The sequence below is a fragment of the Pacificispira sp. genome (genome assembly GCF_965228185.1).
Lineage (GTDB): Bacteria > Pseudomonadota > Alphaproteobacteria > UBA8366 > Aestuariispiraceae > Pacificispira.
This window is the reverse complement of sequence record NZ_CBDDHE010000008.1, coordinates 891,534-910,898: the sequence shown is the minus strand read 5'-3', so window position 1 is coordinate 910,898 and position 19,365 is coordinate 891,534. Positions and strand designations below refer to the sequence as shown.

Here is a 19,365-nt window from a genome sequence, read left to right as displayed (position 1 = left end):
TTGTCATGGCGGATACCGGAATCCCCTTCACCGACCTTGTCGCCGGTCTGCCGGCCGCGACCCCTTTCATCGGGCCGGAAACCCTGGAGCGGCAGCGCGGTTCGGCTTTCGATGCCCGCATCGGCGCGAATGAAAGCGCGTTCGGCATGTCGCCCAAAGCCCTGCAGGCCTTGATCGACGAGGCGCCGCGCAGCGCTTGGTACGGCGACGCGCAAAGCCACGATCTGCGCAGCGCCCTCGCGGAAAAGCATGGCGTCGCACCGGAGGAGGTGCTTGTCGGCGCGGGGATCGACGGGATTCTGGGCAACACGGTGCGGATGCTGGCCGGGCCGGGCACGCCGGTCGTCACCTCCGCCGGGGCCTATCCGACCTTCAACTATCACGTCGCCGGTTTCGGCGCGGCCCTGCAGACCGTTCCCTATTGCGACGACGCCGAGGATCCCGACGCGATTCTGGCGAAGATGCGCGAAACCCGCGCGCCTCTGGGCTATTTCGCCAATCCCGACAATCCGATGGGCAGTTGGTACGAAGCCGAAACGATGCAGCGCCTGATCGACGGCGTGCCGGACGGCGCGGTGCTGGTGCTGGACGAGGCCTATATCGAATTCGCGCCGGACGGAACGGCCCCGCCGATCGATGCGTCAAACCCCAAGGTCATGCGGATGCGGACCTTCTCCAAGGCTCACGGCATGGCAGGTCTGCGGATCGGCTATACCATTGCGCATCGCGATCTGATCACCGGGCTGAACAAGGTCCGGAACCATTTCGAGATGACCCGCGTGGCGCAGGCCGCCGCCCTCGCCTCCCTGCGCGATCCGGATTTCGTCGCCGGTGTCGTGGCGGAGGTCGCGCGCGGACGGGCCGAATATGCCGAAACCGCCGCGCGGCTGGGTTTGCGTGCCCTGCCGTCGGCGACCAATTTCGTCGCCATCGATATGGGACGGGACGGCGAATATGCCCGCGCGGTTCTGCGCGCCCTGGACGCGGCGGGCGTTTTCGTGCGGATGCCCGGCGTTGCGCCGATGGACCGCTGTATCCGGGTGACGGTCGGCACCGCCCAGGACCGGGCGATTTTCGCGGAAAGACTGGCCTCGGTGATCAAGGCCCTCGGCTAGGCCCAACCCCTCAAAGCCACAATGCGACTCCAAATCGTCAGAAAAACCCGCTATGTTGCGCTGCAACATTGATCGATCTGGGTGAGTGTCATGTATTCCTTGGCCGGTAAAAAAGCGCTGATCGTCGGGATCGCGAATGAAAATTCCATCGCCTATGGCTGCGCTCGGGCGTTTCGCGAAATGGGGGCCGATCTGGCGGTCACCTATCTGAACGAAAAGGCCAAGCGCTTCGTCGCGCCGGTTGCGGAAGAGCTGGACGCCGAGATCCTGATGCCGCTGGACGTTACGGACGATCTGCAGATGGCGACGGTGTTCCGGGAAATCGGCGACCGCTGGGGCCAGCTGGATATTTGCCTGCATTCCATCGCTTTCTGCCCGAAGGAGGATCTGCACGGGCGGGTGGTCGATTGCTCGCGCGCCGGGTTCCTGGCGGCGATGGACATCTCGGTCCATTCCTTCCTGCGCATGGCGAAGCTGGCGGAGCCGATGATGCCGGAAGGCGGCACATGCATGACCGTGTCCTATTACGGCGCCGAAAAGGTGGTCGACAATTACGGCGTCATGGGGCCGGTCAAAGCGGCGCTGGAATCCGCGACCCGCTATTTGGCGGCCGAGCTGGGCCGGAAGGGCATTTCGGTCCACGCCCTGTCCCCCGGCCCGATGCCGACCCGCGCCGCATCGGGGATAGCCGACTTCCAGACCATGATGGACCGCGCGGAACATGAAGCCCCGACCGGCAAGCTTGCCTCGCTGATGGATGTCGGCGCCTATGCCGCCTTCCTGGCCAGCACGGAAGCCGCCAATGTCACCGGCGGCGTGCACTATATCGACGGCGGTGTTCACGTCCGCGGATAGACGGACGCGTTTGACGGGGAGAACTGTTGGGAAAGTGGCGCGCCTGACAGGATTCGAACCTGTGACCTTCGCCTTCGGAGGGCGACACTCTATCCAGCTGAGCTACAGGCGCTTACCGGGACCGGCTTATAGACAATTCGGTGCGGGAAGGCCAGACGCAATTTCAGGTCCGTCCTTCCGACCCTGACCGGGCGGCGGTTGTCAGGAACTGGGGACGGGCGGCACCGTTCCCGGCTGGTCAGCCGAGGGCAGTCCGGGCGGGGTCAGGGCCGGCTGCGGCAGGTCGAAACTGGCCGGCGCCTCCTGAATCAGCGCCACGCCCGACTGCCGCACTTCCATGATCGCGAAACTGCGCTGGGCCAGGCCTTTTTCGGTGAACCGGAACAGGCCCTCCGCGCCGATGAACCCATCTGGATTGGTCAAAGTCGCGACATCGTATTTCGGCGGGCGGCGACCGTCCCCGGCCAGGGAGGCGGCGACAGCGGTGACGTCATAGGCCAGGGCGGACAATTCCGACGGCGGATGCCCGTAAAGCTGGGCGAAGCGCTGGTCGAAGCGCTCCCGGAAGCTGGACCGCGCGGCCGGATAGCGGCTGCCGATCAGGCCGGGCTCGGAGGCGAGCGCCGGAAAACTGTCCCAGCGCTGCAGGCCCAGAATGCGCACGGCGGGCTGATCGACGTCGTAATAGGCCAGTTGGGCGGACAGGATCTGCAGCGTCTGCGGCTGCAGCACCGGCAAAAGCAGCGCGTCGAACGGAGGATCGCCCCAGGTTTCCAGGATTTCCAGGCGCTTCAGCGCGCGCTTGGACGCTTCGTCGCCGATTGCCTGCAACTCCGCGCGCTGCTGGGCCAGCGCCTGCACGCGGGATTGATAATCGGAAATGCGCTGAATCTGGTCGGAAAAATCAAGCGCCTCCGGATCATAGAAGGCGACCCGTGAGAACTCGCCGCCGCGCTGGGTCACGGCGTCGCGCAGGGCGTCGACGGAGACATTCCCGTAATCGTTCGACGGCGCCAGAATGGCGAATTTCCGCCGGCCCTCGGCCATGGCATGGGCGACGATGGCGTCGACCTGCTCTTCCGGCGCGAAACCGGCCAGGAAGACCGGGCCGCCGGCGACCCGGCTGGAATTGGAGAAGGCGACGACCTTGATCCCGGCCGCCTCGGCAATCGGGCGGACGGCGGACACCGATTCCGCCAGCAAGGGCCCGACGATCAGCTTGGCGCCGCGCTGAACGGCTTCCCGCGCCGCCTGTTCGGCGCCTAGCGCATTGCCGCCGGTATCGATGGGCACAAGGCGGACTTCGGTATTACGGACGTCGAAAAGCGCCATCTGGGCGCCTTCCAGCAGCGCGTTGCCCGGCCCCGCCAAGCGGCCCGTCAGCGGTACCAGAATCGCGACCGGAATGCCGTCGACCGTCCGTACGGCATCGGGCGGCGGGTCCAGCAGGGAAGAATCGCCCAGGGCCAGCGATCCGACACCCGGATGGGTCAACGCGCCACCAATGGCCGGCGCGCCTTCCGGCGCATCGCCGCTTTGTCCGACGGCGCCCGGCTGTGGCGTGGTGCTGCTGGGCGGTAGGGTCACGGTCGGCGATTGACCGCCGGGACCGCAGGCGCTCAGGATAAGGGCCGCGCAGACCGCGATCATCGCGCCCGTCCGGCCCGTCCGCGACGCAATGGTCCGACAGGGAAAGGCTTTTTCAGCCGATGGCAAAGGCAACATGGTCTACGGGCTCCCGCATCGCGCTGGCTGCGCCCGGACAGGATAGAAGCCGTATCCGGGCAAGTAAACTGATCGGCGCGCCGGTCGGGCCGGTCCGGGCCATAAGCGCGCATCCTGATCTACTTACCCCGATTTCCGGTAATCGCCATGGCCGGATTTTGACTTTTTCTGGGCGCCGACCGATTGGGGCCGCGGCGTGAGGGCGTGGCGGCGCGGCGGGACGGACCGGCCGGGTCGGCAGGCGGCCGAACGGCGCGGCCGGGGCGCGGAGTTCCTCGCTGCCTGGTGGATGAGGGCGAAAGGATACCGCGTTCTGGCGCGCCGGGCGAAAACCCCGCTGGGCGAGATCGATTTGATCGCGCGCCGCGGCGCCGTTATCGCCTTCATCGAGGTCAAGGCGCGGGACGATCTGACCCTGGCGCTGCAGGCGCTGACCCCGGTCCAGTGCCGGCGCATCGAGCGGGCGGCGCAATGGTGGTTGCAACACCGGCGGGACGCGGCGCATGTGGATCTGCGATTCGATCTGATTGCCGTCGCGCCGCGTCGGCTTCCCAGGCACCTGCCGGATGCCTGGCGGCCCCAGGGGTGAGGGGTCGACCCGGTGTGGCCGGGAAAAACCGTCGATCCGGCGCGGACCATTGCGGGCGGCGGCGACGCATCCTACTTTTGGTCCGACACAATCCTGCCGTCCGCGCCGTCCCGGCCGGCCCCTCGCCATTCAGAGGATTCAGAATGTCCCGTCTGCTGACAGCCTTCGCCCTGTTGGGTCTCGTCGCCCTCAACACCGCCTGCACGCCGGTCGGGGTCGCCATCGGCGGCGCCGCGATGGCCGGGTCGACCGCCATGCAGGAACGCGGCTTCGAACAGGCCCTGTCCGACAAGAGCACGGAACTGTCGATCCAGAAGAAGGTGATCGACGCGGATTTCGAAACCTTTCAGCGGGTCGATGTGACCGTCGTCGAAGGACGCGTGCTGCTGACCGGCGTGGTGCCGAACGCCGAGGACCGCGTGCGGGTGGTCGAATCCACCTGGCAGACCGAAGGGGTGGTCGAGGTGATCAACGAAGTGCTGATCGGCGCCGATGTCGGGGTCATCAATACCGGCTACGACCTGAAGATCGAAAGCGCGCTGGATCTCGCCGTGACCTTGGACCGCGACGTCCAGGCCGTGAACTACATTGCCGACGCCACCGGCGGCACGCTCTATCTGATGGGAATCGCTCAGAATCAGGCCGAACTGGATCGTGTCATCGCCCATGCGCGCACGATCGAGCGCGTCCGCCGCGTCGTGTCCTATGTCCTGATCAAGGATTCGCCGGAACGGGTCGCGCTGTTGAAGCGGCTGGCCGAGCAGAAGGCGCAGGAATAACCGGGTGACCCAGGACGACGACATCGGCGACCAGGACGCGTCCGGCGGAGAGGCCTGGGCGGAGGCGACGCTGCGCCGCCTGGCCGAAGCCGGGGACGGTGCCTTGGATATTCTCGATGGCGCGCTGGCGCTGGCCGCCTTCGATGCGCCGACGGAGCGGCTCGCCGGGTACCGGGACCATATCGCGCGGATGGAGCGGGATCTGGCGGCGGCTGCCGGAGAGGCGGACGATGCCGAACTGCGTCTGGCGGCGCTGAATCATGTCCTGTTCGGCCTGCATGGTTATGCCGGGGACGCGGATACCTACGACGATCTGCAGAATGCCAACATGATCCGGGTGATCGACCGGCGCAAAGGCCTGCCGGTCGCGCTTGGTATCCTGATACTGCATCTCGCCCGGTCCCAGGGCTGGGAGATGCACGGTCTCGATTTTCCCGGCCATTTCCTGCTGCGTCTCGACGCGCCCGGCGAAAGACTGATCGTCGATCCGTTCCACGGCGGGGTCGCACTGGATGCCCCCGCCCTGCGTGCGCTGCTGAAGGCGACATCGGGCGCGGGGGCGGAGTTGGAAGCCGCGCATTACGACGCGATCTCGGACCGGGACGTGCTGATACGGCTGCAGAACAATATCAAACTGCGCCTGATCCAGGCTCGCCGGGTCGAAGAAGCGCTGAACATCGTCGATTCCATGCTGATGCTGGCGCCGGATCGGATCTCGCTGTGGCGGGAGGCCGGACTGATGAATGCCCATATCGGCAAGACACGCACCGCCATCGATGCGTTCGAAACCTATATCGCCAAGGAAACACGCAGCGAGCCGCGCCGGGAAGCCGAGGCGCTGGTCGGGGAGCTGCGCGAAAAGCTGAACTGAACCGCCGGTTTCCCGGGAAAATCCGGGGCCGTTTCGGGAGGAAAACAAGAATGAGCCTGCGCGTCGCCATTCAGATGGACCCGGTTGGGCCGATCGATATCAACGGGGATTCCAGCTTCGCGCTGGGGCTTGAGGCGCAGGCGCGCGGACACAGCCTGTTCCACTATCTGCCCATGGCGTTGACCTATGACCGGGGGCGCGTCACCGCCACGGCCCATCCAATGGAATTGCGGCGCGAGAAAGGGAACCATTTCACCTTCGGCGAACCACGTGTGCTGGATCTGCGTTCGGATGTCGACGTGATCCTGATGCGTCAGGATCCGCCCTTCGATATGGGCTATATCACCGCGACCCATATTCTGGAGCATGTGCATCCGGAGACCCTGGTGGTGAACGACCCGGCGCATGTCCGCAATGCGCCGGAAAAGCTGCTGGTGACGCATTTTCCGGACCTGATGCCGGAAACCATGATCACCCGGGACCGGGCGGCGATCCGCGCGTTCCGCAAGGAGTTCGGCGATATCATCGTCAAACCGCTCTACGGCAATGGCGGGGCCGGCGTGTTCCATCTGCGCCCGGAAGACAGCAATCTGAACTCGCTGATGGAAATGTTCGAGGCGCAAAGCCGCGAGCCGGTGATGGTCCAGCGCTACATGCCGGAGGTCCGTCAGGGCGACAAGCGCATCATCCTGGTCGACGGCAAGGCGGTCGGCGCCATCAACCGCGTCCCGGCAGAGGGCGAGGCGCGGTCGAACATGCATGTCGGCGGCCGGCCGGACAAATCCGGCATCACCCCCGCCGAACACAAGATTTGCGAGGCGATCGGTCCGCTGTTGAAGGAGCGCGGCCTGATTTTCGTCGGCATCGACGTGATCGGCGACAAGCTGACGGAGATCAACGTCACCTCCCCCACCGGCATTCAGGAAATCGACCGTTATGACGGCTCCAACCTGGCCGGCCTGGTCTGGGACGCGATCGAGGCGCAGCTATAGCGGGCTGTTCGGTCTTTTCCTCAAGGCCCGTTATCCCGGCAAAATCCGGGGTCTAAAGGATAAGGCATAGGGTGTGCCGGCGGCCCTGGATTCCGGCTTTCGCCGGAATGACGGGGCTGGTTGACGGGGCTGCAGTGACCTGCAGTCACCCTAACCCGGCTGTTCGCCGCCCAATTCGCCGATGGTAAGGACGGCGGAGGCGTCGATATTCTCGGCGTCCAGCAGGGAGGCGACCCGCTCCAACCCCGCGATCAGCATGGATTGCTCCCAATCCGGCAGCGACGAGAAGCGGGTGCCGAACTTGGTCTGAAGCCCTTCCGGCGCCTGCGCCAGGGTGGTGCGTCCGGCATCGGTCAGCGACAGCCAGACCTGCCGCCGGTCCGTATCGCCGCGCTTGCGGGCGATCAGCCCCTTGCTCTCCAGCTTGTGCAATAGGCTGGTGATCGTGGCCTGGGAAATCCCCATGCGCGTCGCCAGCATACCCGCCGACGCCTCGCCGACATCGTCCAGAATCTGAACCATGAGCAGTTGCGACGACGTTAAGCCCGTATCGCGGGTGACGATCCGGTCATAGGCTTCCGTCGCGCGCAGAATTTGGCGCAACACGGTGACGGCGTGACGTGCCTTTGGGTCCATGCGGCCTCCTGATGTGCGGCATCTGTCCTGACGGCACGAAATCTACTCCGCGCCGTCGGTTTCACAAAAAGATAATTAGTTTAGCGAACGAAATATCAGACCCAGGAATCGCCCGTTCTATGCGGGTTTCAGATCATTCGAGGGTAAGGAAACTCTGCCAACATGCTGTAATTGAGCAATTTTTTCTGGAATTTCTGGCCTGACGGGGTTGCGCTCACGCGAAATCTTATTACTTTGTGCATCAAATTAATGCGGGAACTTTTTGGAGGAAACTATGCCTCGCGACGGCATAATGGACGGAAATCAGGGTGTTGAGGCGGATGGCCTCGTCTTTCGCAAGCCGACGATGGACGACGGTTCGGATGTCTGGAACCTGATTCAGGACATCAACAAGCTCGACGACAATTCGATGTACTGCAATCTGCTGCAATGCTCGCATTTCGCCGATACCTGCGCCTTGGCTCAGGACGGCGACAGAATCGTCGGCTGGATGTCCGGCTACCGCCCGCCGAGCGCGACCGACACGCTGTTTGTCTGGCAGGTCGCCGTTCATCCCGACATGCGGGGACGCGGCGTGGCGAAGCGCCTGATCCGCTGGACCCTGGAACGGCCCTGGAATCGCGATATTCGCCATGTGAACAGCACGATCACCAGCGACAACGACGCGTCCTGGGCGCTGTTCGGTTCGATCGCCAAGGAGTATGAGGCGCCGCTGGAACGCGATGCGCATTTCGAGGAAGAGCGCCATTTCGACGGCGAGGCCGCGACCGAGCATTTGGTCCAGATCGGCCCGCTGACCCGGAAAGTGGTGCGCATCGCCGCTTAATTCCCCTTTCACCCTCCGTCGCCGCGATGCGTGCCTGGAAGTGCCGGGCGCGCCGCGTCGCGACGCATCTATCGATCTATATGGAGAAGTGACATGACGTCCCGTCTCACCGCGTTTGATACCGTTGAATCCGAAGTGCGCAGCTATTGCCGCGCCTTTCCGGTCCTGTTCGAGCGTGCGACCAACGCGACGCTGACGACCGAGGACGGCCGCGACTATACGGATTTCCTGGCTGGCTGTTCCTCGCTGAATTACGGCCATAACGACCCGGATATGAAGGCGGCGCTGGTCGACTACATCACCTCGGACGGCGTGACCCACGGCCTGGACATGCATACCGACGCCAAGCGCGCCTTTCTGGAAGCGTTTCGCGACATCATCCTGAAGCCGCGCGGCATGGAGTACCGGCTGCAATTCACCGGCCCGACCGGCGCCAACGCGGTCGAAGCCGCGCTGAAACTGGCCCGCAAGGTCACCGGCCGGACCAATGTCATCGCCTTCACCAACGGGTTCCATGGCGTGACGGCGGGTGCGCTGGCCGCGACCGGCAACGGGTATCACCGCGGCGGCAACGGCGCGCCGCTGAACGGCGTCACGCGCCTGCCCTTCGACGGGTATCTGGGGCCGGATGTCGATACGTCGGAAATTCTCGACAAGATGCTGTCCGACCCGTCGGGCGGTATCGATGCGCCCGCCGCGATCCTGGTCGAACCGGTTCAGGGCGAAGGCGGCCTGAACGCGGCGTCGGCGGCCTGGATGCGTAAGATTGAGCGCATTGCGCGCGATCACGGCGCCCTGTTGATCGTCGACGATATCCAGGCGGGCTGCGGCCGGACCGGCACCTTCTTCTCCTTCGAGGAGTTCGGAATCGAGCCGGATATCATCACCATGGCGAAATCCCTGTCCGGGATGGGCCTGCCCTTCGCCATGACCCTGTTGAAGCCGGAACACGACATCTGGCAGCCGGCGGAGCATAACGGCACCTTCCGGGGCAACAACCACGCCTTCGTGACGGCCCGCGTGGCGCTGGAGAAGTTCTGGCAGGATGAAAGCTTCGCCCTGTCGGTGCGCCAGAAGGGCGATCTGCTGCAAAGCCGCCTGACCGCCATTGCCGAGCCCTATGGCTGGGGTCTGCGCGGGCGCGGCATGTTCCGGGGCATCGATGTTGAAACTGGCGAGCGCGCTTCGGCGATCTGCAAACATTGCTTCGAGAACGGTCTGATCATCGAGACCTCGGGCGCCCATGACGAAGTGGTGAAGATCCTGGCGCCGCTGACCATTCCGACGGCACAGTTCGAGGCGGGTCTGAACATCCTGGCCGAGGCCGTTCAGACCGTCATGGGCCGGGAAATGCCGGCCGCCGCCGAATAATACGATATCGAAAGGATTACAGAGATGATCGTCCGCAATCTGCACGAAGCCCGTGTGACCGACCGTCGCGTCGCCGACCAGCGCTGGGAAAGCGTCCGTCTGCTGCTGGCCGACGACAATATGGGCTTCAGCTTCCATATCACGACCATCGAAGGCGATAGCGAGCATACCTTCGAATACAAGCACCATTTCGAAAGCGTCTATTGCGTGTCCGGCACGGGGTCCATTGAGGATCTGGCCACGGGCGAGGTGCACCGGATCGAGCCCGGCGTGATGTATGCGCTGGACAAGCATGACCGCCATACGCTGCGTGCCGAAACCGAATTGGTGCTGGCCTGTTGCTTCAACCCGCCGGTGACCGGCACGGAAGTGCACCGCGAAGACGGTTCTTACGCGCCCGCCGACGCCGCCGCTTGAGCCGAACTGCCAACTCAGAGTGACCGTAAGTAACGATGGATAATCCGATGCCAAACCGCGACCAGGACAATCAGCCCGAACGCCAACCCGGCAACCACACGGTGGAAAAGCTGGGCGGCACTTCCATCCGGCAGACCGACGCCGTTCTGTCCAACGTGCTGCTCGGTCGCCGCAAAGGTGAGGATCTCTACAACCGGATCGTTGTCGTGTCGGCCTATTCGGGCATCACGGATGCCCTGCTGGAGCACAAGAAGACCGGGGAATCCGGCGTCTATGCGCTTTATGCCGACAGCGACAGCGATTGGGCCTGGGGCGATTCCCTGAGCGCAGCACGGGGGAAGATGCTGGAGATCAACGAGGAAATCTTCGGGACCTCCCCGGCCCGACGCCTGGCGGATTCCTTCGTCAAGGAACGGGTCGACGGGGTGCGGGACTGCCTGATCGATCTGCAACGGCTCTGCGCGTCCGGCCATTTCCAGCTGCGCGATCATCTGATGACGGTGCGGGAAATGCTGGCGTCGCTGGGCGAGGCGCATTCGGCCCACAACACCGCGCTGCTGCTGCGCGAGAACGGGGTTCAGGCACGCTTCGTCGACCTGACCGGCTGGCGTCGCGAAGATGAATTGCCCGGCTTCGACGAGGCGATCGACGAGGCGTTCGAAACCGTCGATGTCAGCCGCGAGCTGCCGATCGTCACCGGGTACTGCCGCTGTGCGGAATCCCTCGTCCGGTCCTACGACCGCGGCTATACCGAGGTCACCATGTCGCGCATCGCCGTGCGGACGGGGGCCCGGGAAGCCGTCATCCACAAGGAATTCCATCTGTCCTCGGCCGACCCGAAACTGGTCGGTCAGGAAAAGGTGCGGGCGATCCGCGAGACCAGCTATGACGTCGCGGACCAGCTGTCGAATATCGGCATGGAGGCGATCCATCCCAGCGCCGCCAAGGGCCTGCGTCAGAACGGCATTCCCCTGCGCGTGAAGAACACGTTCGAGCCCGACGATCCGGGCGCCGTCATTCGCGACGACCATCCGAAGACCGATCCGGGCGTCGAAATCGTCGCGGGACGGAAGAATGTCTATGCCTTCGAGTTCTACGAGCCGGACATGGTCGGGGTGAAGGGGTATGACGCCGCCATCCTGAACAGTCTGAAGCGCCATAAGATCTACATCGTCGCCAAGAGCTCGAACGCCAACACGATCACCCATTTCCTGGCGGCGTCGCCCAAGCTGTTGCGCCGGGTGGAACGGGATCTGGCCGCCGAATTCCCGACGGCGCGCCTGTCGACCCGCGCGGTCTCGCTGGTCACCGCCATCGGCCGCGACCTGAAGGTGCCGGGGCTGGCCCTGCGCGCGCTCGCGTCCCTGGACAAGGCGGGGATCGAGCCGATCGGCTTCAACGACATGATGCGCAAGGTCGACCTGCAGGTCATCGTCGACCAGTCGGACCACGATGCGGCGATTCAGGCCCTGCATGAAGGGCTGGTGGAGGATCAGTCGGGCAGCGAAGAGAAGGCGGCGGCCTGACCGGCCGGGCGGTTCATGGGGCGAGAAAGGCCCCTGCTTTCGCAGGAGCCCGCCCGTCCTCGACCCTCAGACCTGTGCTGCGTCTGCGGTGTCTGCGTTCAACCTTCCCGTCACCCCGGTGAAGGCCGGGGTCCAGGGAATTGGGCACAGGACCTTGCATGCGGCCCTGGATTCCGGCTTTCGCCGGAATGACGATCTACGACTTTTGGTCCTGACGAAGCAGGACTTCAAGACAGACGCGCCTTACCCCGCCTCGTCGATCACCGCCTCCGCGGCGCGCAGGCCGGTCATGTAGGCGCCGTGGGTGGTGCCGGCATAATCGAAAATCGTGTGCTCGCCGCACAGGAACAAGCGATCTTCGATCGGTTCGGCCATGCCGTCGAACTGGCTGGGTCCGCCGCCCGGGCGCGGATAGGCGTAGGCGCCGAGCGATTCCGGATCGGTCGACCAATGGGTCGCCAGCATCTGGACCGGTTCGGTCACCGCGTCGCCCCAGACACCGCGCAGCACGTCCATCCCGTCGGCCTTCATCTGCTCGTCGGACATGCGGTCCGCGACCGGCGCATAGGCGCCGACGCTGAGCCCCAGCAGGACGTTCTCCTTGCTGAAGGTCCGGTAGTTCAGCCAGTAGTTCCAGCGCCCCTTCTCTTCGGTGATGATCCCGAAATACTGGGTTTCGATGTCCCAGAACGGTTCAGCAAATTTCAGCGCCAGCTTGGTGACGCTGTTGAAGCCGACCCGGTCGATCTTGGATTGGATTTCGTCCGGCAGCGGCGGATCGAAGGCGATGCTGCCTGCCTTCAGGACCCCCAGAGGAACGCTGCAGATGACGTAATCGGCGGTGATTGCGCCTTGATCGGTCGTTATCTCGACGCCTTCATCCTCGTCATACCAGATGGACCGAACCGGCGTGGAAAGACGGATGTCGAGACCGTCGGCGATCGGTTTCAGAATGGAATCATAGCCATTGGCGACGACCACATCGGGCAGGTCGAAGACTTCGTCATCGTCATGATAGACAGCCGACAGGTCCTCGATCGGCGCGCCTTTCGAAAACTCGGTATAGGCGGACAGGGCCCACAGCACGCCGGGATCGGATAAGGCTTCAGGATAAAGGTCGCTCAGCGCATCGCGCAGGCTGCGGCGGTCGTTCAGTTCCAGGGTCTCGTCGACCTTGCCCAGGGCTTCGGCCCAGGTTTCGTTGATTTCCTCGATCTCCGCCTCGTCCCATTCCTCGCCGTCGGCGCTGTAGACGACAAGGTTCTCGTCATCGGTGGTGAAATAGGTCGAGCCGACGGCATCCGCCAATTGCTTCGATGGATTGTCCTGGGACGGGCCGTGGATCCAGCCGGCGCCGACTTCGAACGGCGCGTCCGGCCCCAGCGACCAGTCGGTCAACAGCCGCCCGCCGATATGCGGCTTGGCTTCCAGAACGATGACCTCCGCCCCCTGATTCTTCAGGGCCTTCGCGGCGGCAAGGCCGGACAGCCCGGCGCCGACAACAACGACCTTTGTGCCCTCCAGTGCCTGGGCCCGCGCGCGTCCCATCGGTGTCGCTGCCAATGCGCCGGATGCGAACAGAGCCGCCTTCAGGAAAAACCGGCGATCCAATTGTCGTTGCGTCATCTATCATTCCCCCAAACTTGTATCTTTGAGCCAGGGTAAGCCGGAAATGGCCGGGGCCAAAGCGAAACATCCGTTGCATTGAATGGTTCTGGCGGATACCTAGCCCCGGTTCTGTGAGAGGGCGAGTGATGGCGAAACGCAAGAAGGGCGACCCGATCCATGGCTGGGTCGTGCTGGATAAGCCGGAAGGCATGGGGTCGACCGATGCCGTGTCGGCGGTGCGCCGCACGTTGAACGCCCAGAAGGCGGGCCATGGCGGCACCTTGGACCCGTTCGCGACGGGTCTGCTGCCGATCGCGCTGGGGGAGGCGACAAAGACCGTCCAATACGTCATGGACGGGGCCAAATCCTATCGCTTCACGCTTCGTTTCGGTGTGGAAACGGACACGCTGGACCCGGAGGGCGAGGCGATCGCGACATCGGAAATTCGCCCCGACGATGCGGCAATCCAGGCGGCAATTCCCGGTTTTCTGGGCGAAATCGAGCAGATTCCGCCGGCCTATTCAGCGATCAAGATGGACGGGAAACGGGCCTATGACCGGGTGCGCGCCGGCGAGACGGTGGAGATGCAGCCGCGCCGGGTTCGGATCGACGCGCTGCGCCTGATTGGCCGCCCGGATGCCGATCACGCGATCTTCGACGTCGATTGCGGCAAGGGCACCTATATCCGCTCCCTGGGACGCGATCTGGCAAAGGTTCTGGGGACGGTTGGCAGCCTGACGGCTTTGCGCCGGACAAAGGTCGGGCCTTTCGCGGAAAACCAAGCAATTTCGCTTGATGCGCTGGCACAGATCGGGCATAAGCCCGGCCAATCGCGGGGGCTGCTCGCGATTGAGGCCGCGCTGGACGGTATCCCGGCGATGGTCTTGAGCGAAGTGGAGACGGTGCGCCTGAGAAATGGCCAACCGGTCCCGCTTCTCCGAAAGGTGGACCTGGCGCGCATCGCCGATCTGAAAGACGGGGATGAGGTCGTGGCGTTCTGCGGCGAGGAAGCCGTGGCGCTGGCCCGGTACGGAAAAGGCGAAATCCGCCCCGTGCGCGTGCTGAACCGCTGATTAGGGACTTGAACGAACCCGGTACCGTGAAAAGGAACGCGTAAGAAATGTCGATTACCCAGGAAAAGAAGACCGAACTTATCGGTGAGTTTCAGGCCAAGGAAGGCGACACGGGTTCGCCGGAAGTGCAGGTCGCGGTTCTGACCGAACGGATCAACAACCTGACCGAACACCTGAAGACCCATAAGAAGGACTTCCACTCCCGCCGCGGCCTACTGGTCATGGTCGGTAAGCGCCGTCGTCTTCTGGATTACACCAAGAAGAAGAACGAGCAGCGGTACAAGGACCTGATCGAGCGATTGGGTATCCGCCGCTAAGAGATTTCGGCTAGGGCGCGGCTCCGACAGGGACCGCGCCCTAACTCGTTTTAGGGTTTTCGCCCGGGCTGGCCGAGCCGGATACGACACGAAACCCCTCCCAGGCGGCCTATCCGCACGGGGATCATCGAAGAGCGGGACAGCGATATCAGGATGCGGACGGTCGAGTCCGACATGCCGCGCTAGACCGATCCGGGCCAGGACGTCGTGGGTGCCCGGGTTCCGCTATGGCATTCGATGCATTCCATAGGAGCAGCCGCCGAACGATCTCGGGCAAGGGCCCGGAATCGTCGTATGTGACTGGAAAGAAAAGGAAACTATTTCCACATGTTCGAAATCCACAAAAAATCGATGGAATGGTGCGGCCGCACCCTGACGCTGGAAACGGGTAAGATCGCCCGCCAGGCCGACGGTGCGGTGCTCGCCACCTATGGCGAGACCTCCGTTCTGTGCGCCGTGACCTTCGCGAAAGCGGAAAAGCCCGGTCAGGACTTCTTCCCGCTGTCGGTCCACTATCAGGAAAAGACCTACGCGGCCGGCAAGATCCCGGGCGGCTTCTTCAAACGCGAAGCCCGTCCGTCGGAAAAGGAAACGCTGACCTCGCGCCTGATCGACCGTCCGATCCGCCCGCTGTTCGTGCCCGGCTTCAAGAACGAAGTTCAGGTCGTCTGCACGGTGCTGAGCCACGATCTGGAAAACGATCCGGACATGGTCGCCATGGTCGGCGCCTCGGCGGCGCTGACGATCTCCGGCGCCCCGTTCATGGGCCCGATCGGCGGCATCCGCATCGGCTATATCGATGGTGAACTGGTCGCCAACCCGACCATGACCCAGGTCAAGGAAGACAGCAGCCTGGATCTCGTCGTTGCCGGCACCCAGGAAGGCGTCCTGATGGTCGAATCCGAAGCCAAAGAGCTGTCGGAAGAAACCATGCTGGAAGCCGTCATGTTCGCGCATCGCGAAATCCAGCCGGTGATCGACCTGATCATCGATCTGGCGGAATCGGCTGCGAAAGAGCCGTTCGAACTGCCGGCGCCGGATCCGAACATTGCCGCGGTCGACGCCCGTTTGCGCGAAATCGCGATGGATCCGCTGCGTGCCGCCTATTCGATTCAGAAGAAGCAGGACCGCGTTGAAGCGGTTGCCGCCGCCAAGGCCGAGGCCCTGGCGAAGATCGAGGCCGAAGAGCTGGACGTCGCGCTGGCGGCAAAGCTGTTCAAGGATCTGGAAAAGGACGTCGTTCGCGGCAACATCCTGAAGACCGGCGAACGCATCGACGGCCGCAAGACCGATCAGGTCCGCCCGATCGTCGGTGAAGTCGGCATCCTGCCGCGCGCCCACGGTTCGGCCCTGTTCACCCGCGGTGAAACCCAGGCGCTGGTCGTGACCACGCTGGGCACCGGTCAGGACGAGCAGATCATCGACGCGCTGGACGGCGAATCCCGTCAGCACTTCATGCTGCACTACAACTTCCCGCCCTACTCGGTCGGTGAAGCGGGCCGCATGGGTCCCCCGGGCCGCCGCGAAATCGGCCATGGCAAGCTGGCCTGGCGTGCCCTGAACCCGATCATGCCGTCCAAGGAAGACTTCCCTTACACGATCCGCGTGGTCTCCGAGATCACCGAATCCAACGGGTCCTCCTCCATGGCCACCGTCTGCGGCACCTCGATGTCACTGATGGATGCGGGTGTCCCGCTGCCGAAGCCCTGCGCCGGTATCGCTATGGGCCTGATCAAGGAAGACGACGGCGTTGCGGTCCTGTCGGACATCCTGGGTGACGAAGATCACCTGGGCGACATGGACTTCAAGGTTGCCGGAACCGAGGAAGGCATCACCTCGCTGCAGATGGACATCAAGATCACGTCCATCACCGAAGACATCATGCGCACGGCCATCGCCCAGGCGAAGCAGGGCCGTCTGCACATCCTCGGCGAAATGGCGAAGGCGATCACCGCGGGCCGCGAAGGCGTTTCTCAGAACGCCCCGCGCATCGTCACCTTCCAGATCAACAAGGACAAGATCCGCGAAGTCATCGGGACCGGCGGCAAGGTCATCCGCGAGATCTGCGAAGTCACCGGCGCCAAGGTCGATATCGAAGACGACGGGACGATCAAGGTCGCGTCGGTCGATGCCGAAGCCGGTCAGAAGGCCGTCGACTGGATCCAGTCCATCGTCGCCGAGCCGGAGCCGGGCAAGGTCTACCGCGGCAAGGTCGTCAAGGTCATGGATTTCGGCGCCTTCGTGAACTTCATGCCGGGCCGCGACGGTCTGGTGCACATCTCCGAACTTCAGGTCGGCCGCACCGCGCAGGTCACCGACGTTGCCAATGAAGGCGATGAGGTTTGGGTGAAGTGCCTCGGCATGGACGAACGCGGCAAGGTCCGCCTGTCGATGCGCTGCGTCGATCAGGAATCCGGTGAAGACATCGAGCATACGCTCGAAAAGCCGGAACGCGCCCCGCGCGAAGACCGTGAAGGCGGCGGCGACCGCCGCCCGCGCCGTCCGCGTCGCGACTAAGACTTCGGTCAACGCTTAGCGAAAACCCCCGGTCCTATGGGCCGGGGGTTTTTGTTTGCCCACTTATAAACCAAATAAGGCATTTTTCGGAGCAATTCATTTTTTGCTAGAATTTTTCATCGCTCTCACCAGTTATATTCCACCCAAAAATGTTGGGTATGACTAACAATAATTCAAATGGAGAGTGCTATGGGCAATACGCCTGCAAATGGACCGAGCAAATCAGGCAAACCTTCTGGTGGTGGTCGCGGTAATAATCCGCCTAAAGGCAAGTAAGGGTATCCCCGGCCCATGTAAGGGCCGGGGATTCATCATTACGTCGATGGCTGTGCATACACTGCCTCAGCAAGCGAGCTTGAGAGTTGTCGAACGCAATGGACCAAGTTGCGATTTGGATGGGGGTGTTGCTGCCGCCGATCGCATTATGGCCGTTATAGTTCGTCGTCTGGTTCAACGCCTTCAGCTCCTTGAAAATCGCTGCAGCAGTCCATGGATTGGTGGTCGACTTGCCCGGTTTGACCGGAATGGCAGCGCCGGATTCGCAGACGGACATCAAACCGGGCAGGGCCCCTGGTTTCCACGTCGGTGGTCCGGAGCGCTGTGGTATCGGCTTCAGACATGGCTTCTGTGGCTTCGTTATTGGTGTTCGTAACGGCTAGGTCATCGACCTTGCCAATGTAGGCGACGAGGTTTGGGTGAAATGCCGCGGCATGGACGAACAAGGCAAAGTCCGCCTGTTGATTCGCTGCCGCGACGGATCGCGACAGCGGAAGGTCCCGAAAGCGGCCCCCAAGAAATCGGGGGCCGTTTTCGTTTCCGACGAATTTCGGTTCCATCCTGCCGGGCAGCTTGGCTAATCTCGCGCCATGCGCACGCCGAAAATCGTCACGACCTTAAAAACCTACTCCTGGGCCCTGTTCCGGGAGGATGCGGTCGCCGGCGTCACGGTTGCCATGGTGGCAATCCCCCTCAGTCTCGCAATTGCCATTGCATCCGGTGCGGCACCGGAAACGGGTCTCTTTACAGCGATTGTCGGCGGTTTCCTGGTATCGCTGCTGGGCGGCAGCCGGGTGCAGATCGGCGGGCCGACCGGGGCCTTCATCGTCGTCGTGTTCGGGGTGATTGCCGACCACGGCTATGGCGGGCTGGTTCTGGCGACTTTCATGGCCGGCATCCTGTTGCTGATCGCGGCCTATTTCCGGTTGGGACGCATGGTTCAATATGTGCCGGAATCCGTCGTCAACGGGTTCACCATCGGTATTGCGGTGATCATTGCGACCAGCCAGATCAAGGATTTGCTGGGCCTATCGCTGACCGACGTGCCGGCGGATTTCATCCCCAAGATTGCCGCCTTCTGGGCTGCGCGGGACAGCATCAACCTGCCTGTGGTCGCCGTATCCCTGGTCAGCATCGTGCTGATCGTCGGGCTGAGGATGAAATTGCCGAAGTTTCCGGGGTTGATCGTCGCTGTCGTCGTCGCCTCGGCCGGGGCGGTTTGGCTCGATCTGCCGGTCGATACGATCGCCTCGCGCTTCGGCGCGCTGCCGGACAGCCTGCCGGTGCCCGCCCTGCCGGAGATTTCCGTCCCGCGGATCCTGGAATTGTTGCCGTCTGCGTTGGTGATCGCCTTCCTAGCGGGGGTCGAATCCCTGCTATCCGCCATGGTGGCCGACCGGATGATACAGGGCGCGCATCGTCCCAATGCGGAGCTACTGGCCCAAGGGTCCGCCAATCTCGCCTCGTCCCTGGTCGGCGGTCTGCCGGTCACCGGAGCCATCGCCCGAACGGCGACCAATGTGCGGGCCGGCGGCAAGACCCCGGTCGCCGGGCTGGTCCATGCGGTCACGGTATTGGCGGTGATGATGCTGGCGGCGCCATTGGCCGGTCGAATGGCGATGCCTGCCCTGGCCGCGATCCTGATCCTGACCGCCTGGAATATGAGCGAACCCCAGAAATGGCGCAGTTACGCCGCCGCCCCGGTCGGCGACTGGCTGCTGTTGCTGCTGACCCTGGTGTTGACGGTCGTTATCGACCTGACCGTCGCGATCGGTATCGGCGTGGCCGTCGGCCTGGTCCTGCGCCGCTATCAAGGCCGCCTTCAGCCCGACAAATGGCGCATTCCCAGGCGCTAGCGAGAACACGGAGAAG

At 63.6% G+C, this 19,365-nt stretch carries 17 protein-coding genes and 1 tRNA gene; 14 read left to right on the top strand and 4 right to left on the bottom strand.

Translation table 11 applies throughout. The features are described from left to right. Positions 1-5: 5 nt before the first annotated feature. Positions 6-1,115, top strand: coding sequence for a pyridoxal phosphate-dependent aminotransferase (locus ACO06O_RS19095; RefSeq protein ID WP_421883486.1), 1,110 nt, complete (start codon positions 6-8; stop codon positions 1,113-1,115). Between the two features lie 90 nt (positions 1,116-1,205). Beyond that, the gene (fabI, locus tag ACO06O_RS19090; RefSeq protein ID WP_421883483.1) at positions 1,206-1,970 is read left to right on the top strand and encodes an enoyl-ACP reductase FabI; all 765 of its coding nucleotides are present in this window, start codon (positions 1,206-1,208) and stop codon (positions 1,968-1,970) included. Positions 1,971-2,005: 35 nt separating this feature from the next. Here the strand turns inward: fabI and ACO06O_RS19085 are convergent. Together ACO06O_RS19085 and ACO06O_RS19080 are read right to left on the bottom strand one after the other, a co-directional pair. Beyond that, positions 2,006-2,082 (bottom strand) — tRNA-Arg (locus tag ACO06O_RS19085). An 89-nt stretch (positions 2,083-2,171) separates the two neighbouring features. Then, positions 2,172-3,620, bottom strand: coding sequence for a penicillin-binding protein activator (locus ACO06O_RS19080; RefSeq protein WP_421883480.1), 1,449 nt, complete (start codon positions 3,618-3,620; stop codon positions 2,172-2,174). Positions 3,621-3,891: 271 nt separating this feature from the next. Here ACO06O_RS19080 and ACO06O_RS19075 point away from each other — a divergent pair, with 271 nt between their 5' ends. From ACO06O_RS19075 to gshB, 4 genes are all read left to right on the top strand, one after another. Then, on the top strand, positions 3,892-4,284 hold the full coding sequence (locus ACO06O_RS19075) for a YraN family protein (RefSeq protein ID WP_421883477.1): 393 nt from the start codon (positions 3,892-3,894) through the stop codon (positions 4,282-4,284). A 143-nt stretch (positions 4,285-4,427) separates the two neighbouring features. Beyond that, positions 4,428-5,063 carry a BON domain-containing protein gene (locus ACO06O_RS19070; RefSeq protein WP_421883475.1) on the top strand — a complete coding sequence of 212 codons (636 nt, stop codon included), beginning with the start codon at positions 4,428-4,430 and terminating at the stop codon, positions 5,061-5,063. A gap of 4 nt (positions 5,064-5,067) precedes the next feature. Beyond that, positions 5,068-5,934 carry a SirB1 family protein gene (locus ACO06O_RS19065; protein WP_421883472.1) on the top strand — a complete coding sequence of 289 codons (867 nt, stop codon included), beginning with the start codon at positions 5,068-5,070 and terminating at the stop codon, positions 5,932-5,934. Positions 5,935-5,984: 50 nt separating this feature from the next. After that, entirely contained in the window at positions 5,985-6,926 is a 942-nt protein-coding gene (gene gshB, locus ACO06O_RS19060; RefSeq protein ID WP_421883469.1) for a glutathione synthase, read from the top strand. A gap of 150 nt (positions 6,927-7,076) precedes the next feature. On the opposite strand, the gene ACO06O_RS19055 is transcribed toward gshB, so the two are convergent. Continuing rightward, the gene (locus ACO06O_RS19055; RefSeq protein ID WP_421883467.1) at positions 7,077-7,562 is read right to left on the bottom strand and encodes a MarR family winged helix-turn-helix transcriptional regulator; all 486 of its coding nucleotides are present in this window, start codon (positions 7,560-7,562) and stop codon (positions 7,077-7,079) included. Between the two features lie 292 nt (positions 7,563-7,854). On the opposite strand from ACO06O_RS19055, the gene ectA reads away from it, so the two are divergent. The 4 genes from ectA to ACO06O_RS19035 all read left to right on the top strand — a co-directional run bounded on the left by ectA (position 7,855) and on the right by ACO06O_RS19035 (position 11,702). Next, complete coding sequence (gene ectA / locus ACO06O_RS19050) at positions 7,855-8,388, top strand: diaminobutyrate acetyltransferase (protein ID WP_421883464.1); 534 nt, start codon at positions 7,855-7,857, stop codon at positions 8,386-8,388. Positions 8,389-8,481: 93 nt separating this feature from the next. Beyond that, the gene (gene ectB / locus ACO06O_RS19045; protein WP_421883461.1) at positions 8,482-9,759 is read left to right on the top strand and encodes a diaminobutyrate--2-oxoglutarate transaminase; all 1,278 of its coding nucleotides are present in this window, start codon (positions 8,482-8,484) and stop codon (positions 9,757-9,759) included. Positions 9,760-9,783: 24 nt separating this feature from the next. Next, positions 9,784-10,176 (top strand): ectoine synthase, encoded by a 393-nt coding sequence (locus tag ACO06O_RS19040; protein WP_420419152.1) that lies wholly within the window; start codon positions 9,784-9,786, stop codon positions 10,174-10,176. A gap of 47 nt (positions 10,177-10,223) precedes the next feature. Then, positions 10,224-11,702 (top strand): aspartate kinase, encoded by a 1,479-nt coding sequence (locus ACO06O_RS19035; protein ID WP_421883459.1) that lies wholly within the window; start codon positions 10,224-10,226, stop codon positions 11,700-11,702. Between the two features lie 243 nt (positions 11,703-11,945). On the opposite strand, the gene ACO06O_RS19030 is transcribed toward ACO06O_RS19035, so the two are convergent. Then, entirely contained in the window at positions 11,946-13,328 is a 1,383-nt protein-coding gene (locus ACO06O_RS19030; protein ID WP_421883457.1) for a flavin monoamine oxidase family protein, read from the bottom strand. Between the two features lie 128 nt (positions 13,329-13,456). On the opposite strand from ACO06O_RS19030, the gene truB reads away from it, so the two are divergent. From truB to ACO06O_RS19010, 4 genes are all read left to right on the top strand, one after another. Further along, positions 13,457-14,383: a tRNA pseudouridine(55) synthase TruB gene (gene truB, locus ACO06O_RS19025; protein WP_421883455.1), complete on the top strand. Its 927-nt coding sequence runs from the start codon at positions 13,457-13,459 to the stop codon at positions 14,381-14,383. Positions 14,384-14,430: 47 nt separating this feature from the next. Next, positions 14,431-14,700, top strand: a complete 270-nt coding sequence (gene rpsO / locus ACO06O_RS19020) for a 30S ribosomal protein S15 (protein WP_420419148.1) — start codon at positions 14,431-14,433, stop codon at positions 14,698-14,700. A 327-nt stretch (positions 14,701-15,027) separates the two neighbouring features. Further along, positions 15,028-17,217 carry a polyribonucleotide nucleotidyltransferase gene (pnp, locus tag ACO06O_RS19015; protein ID WP_421883451.1) on the top strand — a complete coding sequence of 730 codons (2,190 nt, stop codon included), beginning with the start codon at positions 15,028-15,030 and terminating at the stop codon, positions 17,215-17,217. Between the two features lie 866 nt (positions 17,218-18,083). Further along, a complete protein-coding gene (locus ACO06O_RS19010) occupies positions 18,084-19,349 on the top strand; it encodes a SulP family inorganic anion transporter (RefSeq protein WP_421883449.1) in 1,266 nt (421 codons plus the stop codon). The last annotated feature ends 16 nt before the right edge of the window (positions 19,350-19,365 follow it).

What these genes read in the sequence shown, in the direction of transcription:
- ACO06O_RS19095 (WP_421883486.1), top strand. Translation starts at nt 6, where the DNA reads ATGGCGGATACCGGAATCCCCTTCACCGACCTTGTCGCCGGTCTGCCG.
- fabI (WP_421883483.1), top strand. Translation starts at nt 1,206, where the DNA reads ATGTATTCCTTGGCCGGTAAAAAAGCGCTGATCGTCGGGATCGCGAAT.
- ACO06O_RS19080 (WP_421883480.1), bottom strand. Translation starts at nt 3,620, where the DNA reads ATGATCGCGGTCTGCGCGGCCCTTATCCTGAGCGCCTGCGGTCCCGGC.
- ACO06O_RS19070 (WP_421883475.1), top strand. Translation starts at nt 4,428, where the DNA reads ATGTCCCGTCTGCTGACAGCCTTCGCCCTGTTGGGTCTCGTCGCCCTC.
- gshB (WP_421883469.1), top strand. Translation starts at nt 5,985, where the DNA reads ATGAGCCTGCGCGTCGCCATTCAGATGGACCCGGTTGGGCCGATCGAT.
- ACO06O_RS19055 (WP_421883467.1), bottom strand. Translation starts at nt 7,562, where the DNA reads ATGGACCCAAAGGCACGTCACGCCGTCACCGTGTTGCGCCAAATTCTG.
- ectA (WP_421883464.1), top strand. Translation starts at nt 7,855, where the DNA reads ATGGACGGAAATCAGGGTGTTGAGGCGGATGGCCTCGTCTTTCGCAAG.
- ectB (WP_421883461.1), top strand. Translation starts at nt 8,482, where the DNA reads ATGACGTCCCGTCTCACCGCGTTTGATACCGTTGAATCCGAAGTGCGC.
- ACO06O_RS19040 (WP_420419152.1), top strand. Translation starts at nt 9,784, where the DNA reads ATGATCGTCCGCAATCTGCACGAAGCCCGTGTGACCGACCGTCGCGTC.
- ACO06O_RS19035 (WP_421883459.1), top strand. Translation starts at nt 10,224, where the DNA reads ATGCCAAACCGCGACCAGGACAATCAGCCCGAACGCCAACCCGGCAAC.
- ACO06O_RS19030 (WP_421883457.1), bottom strand. Translation starts at nt 13,328, where the DNA reads ATGACGCAACGACAATTGGATCGCCGGTTTTTCCTGAAGGCGGCTCTG.
- truB (WP_421883455.1), top strand. Translation starts at nt 13,457, where the DNA reads ATGGCGAAACGCAAGAAGGGCGACCCGATCCATGGCTGGGTCGTGCTG.
- rpsO (WP_420419148.1), top strand. Translation starts at nt 14,431, where the DNA reads ATGTCGATTACCCAGGAAAAGAAGACCGAACTTATCGGTGAGTTTCAG.
- pnp (WP_421883451.1), top strand. Translation starts at nt 15,028, where the DNA reads ATGTTCGAAATCCACAAAAAATCGATGGAATGGTGCGGCCGCACCCTG.
- ACO06O_RS19010 (WP_421883449.1), top strand. Translation starts at nt 18,084, where the DNA reads ATGCGCACGCCGAAAATCGTCACGACCTTAAAAACCTACTCCTGGGCC.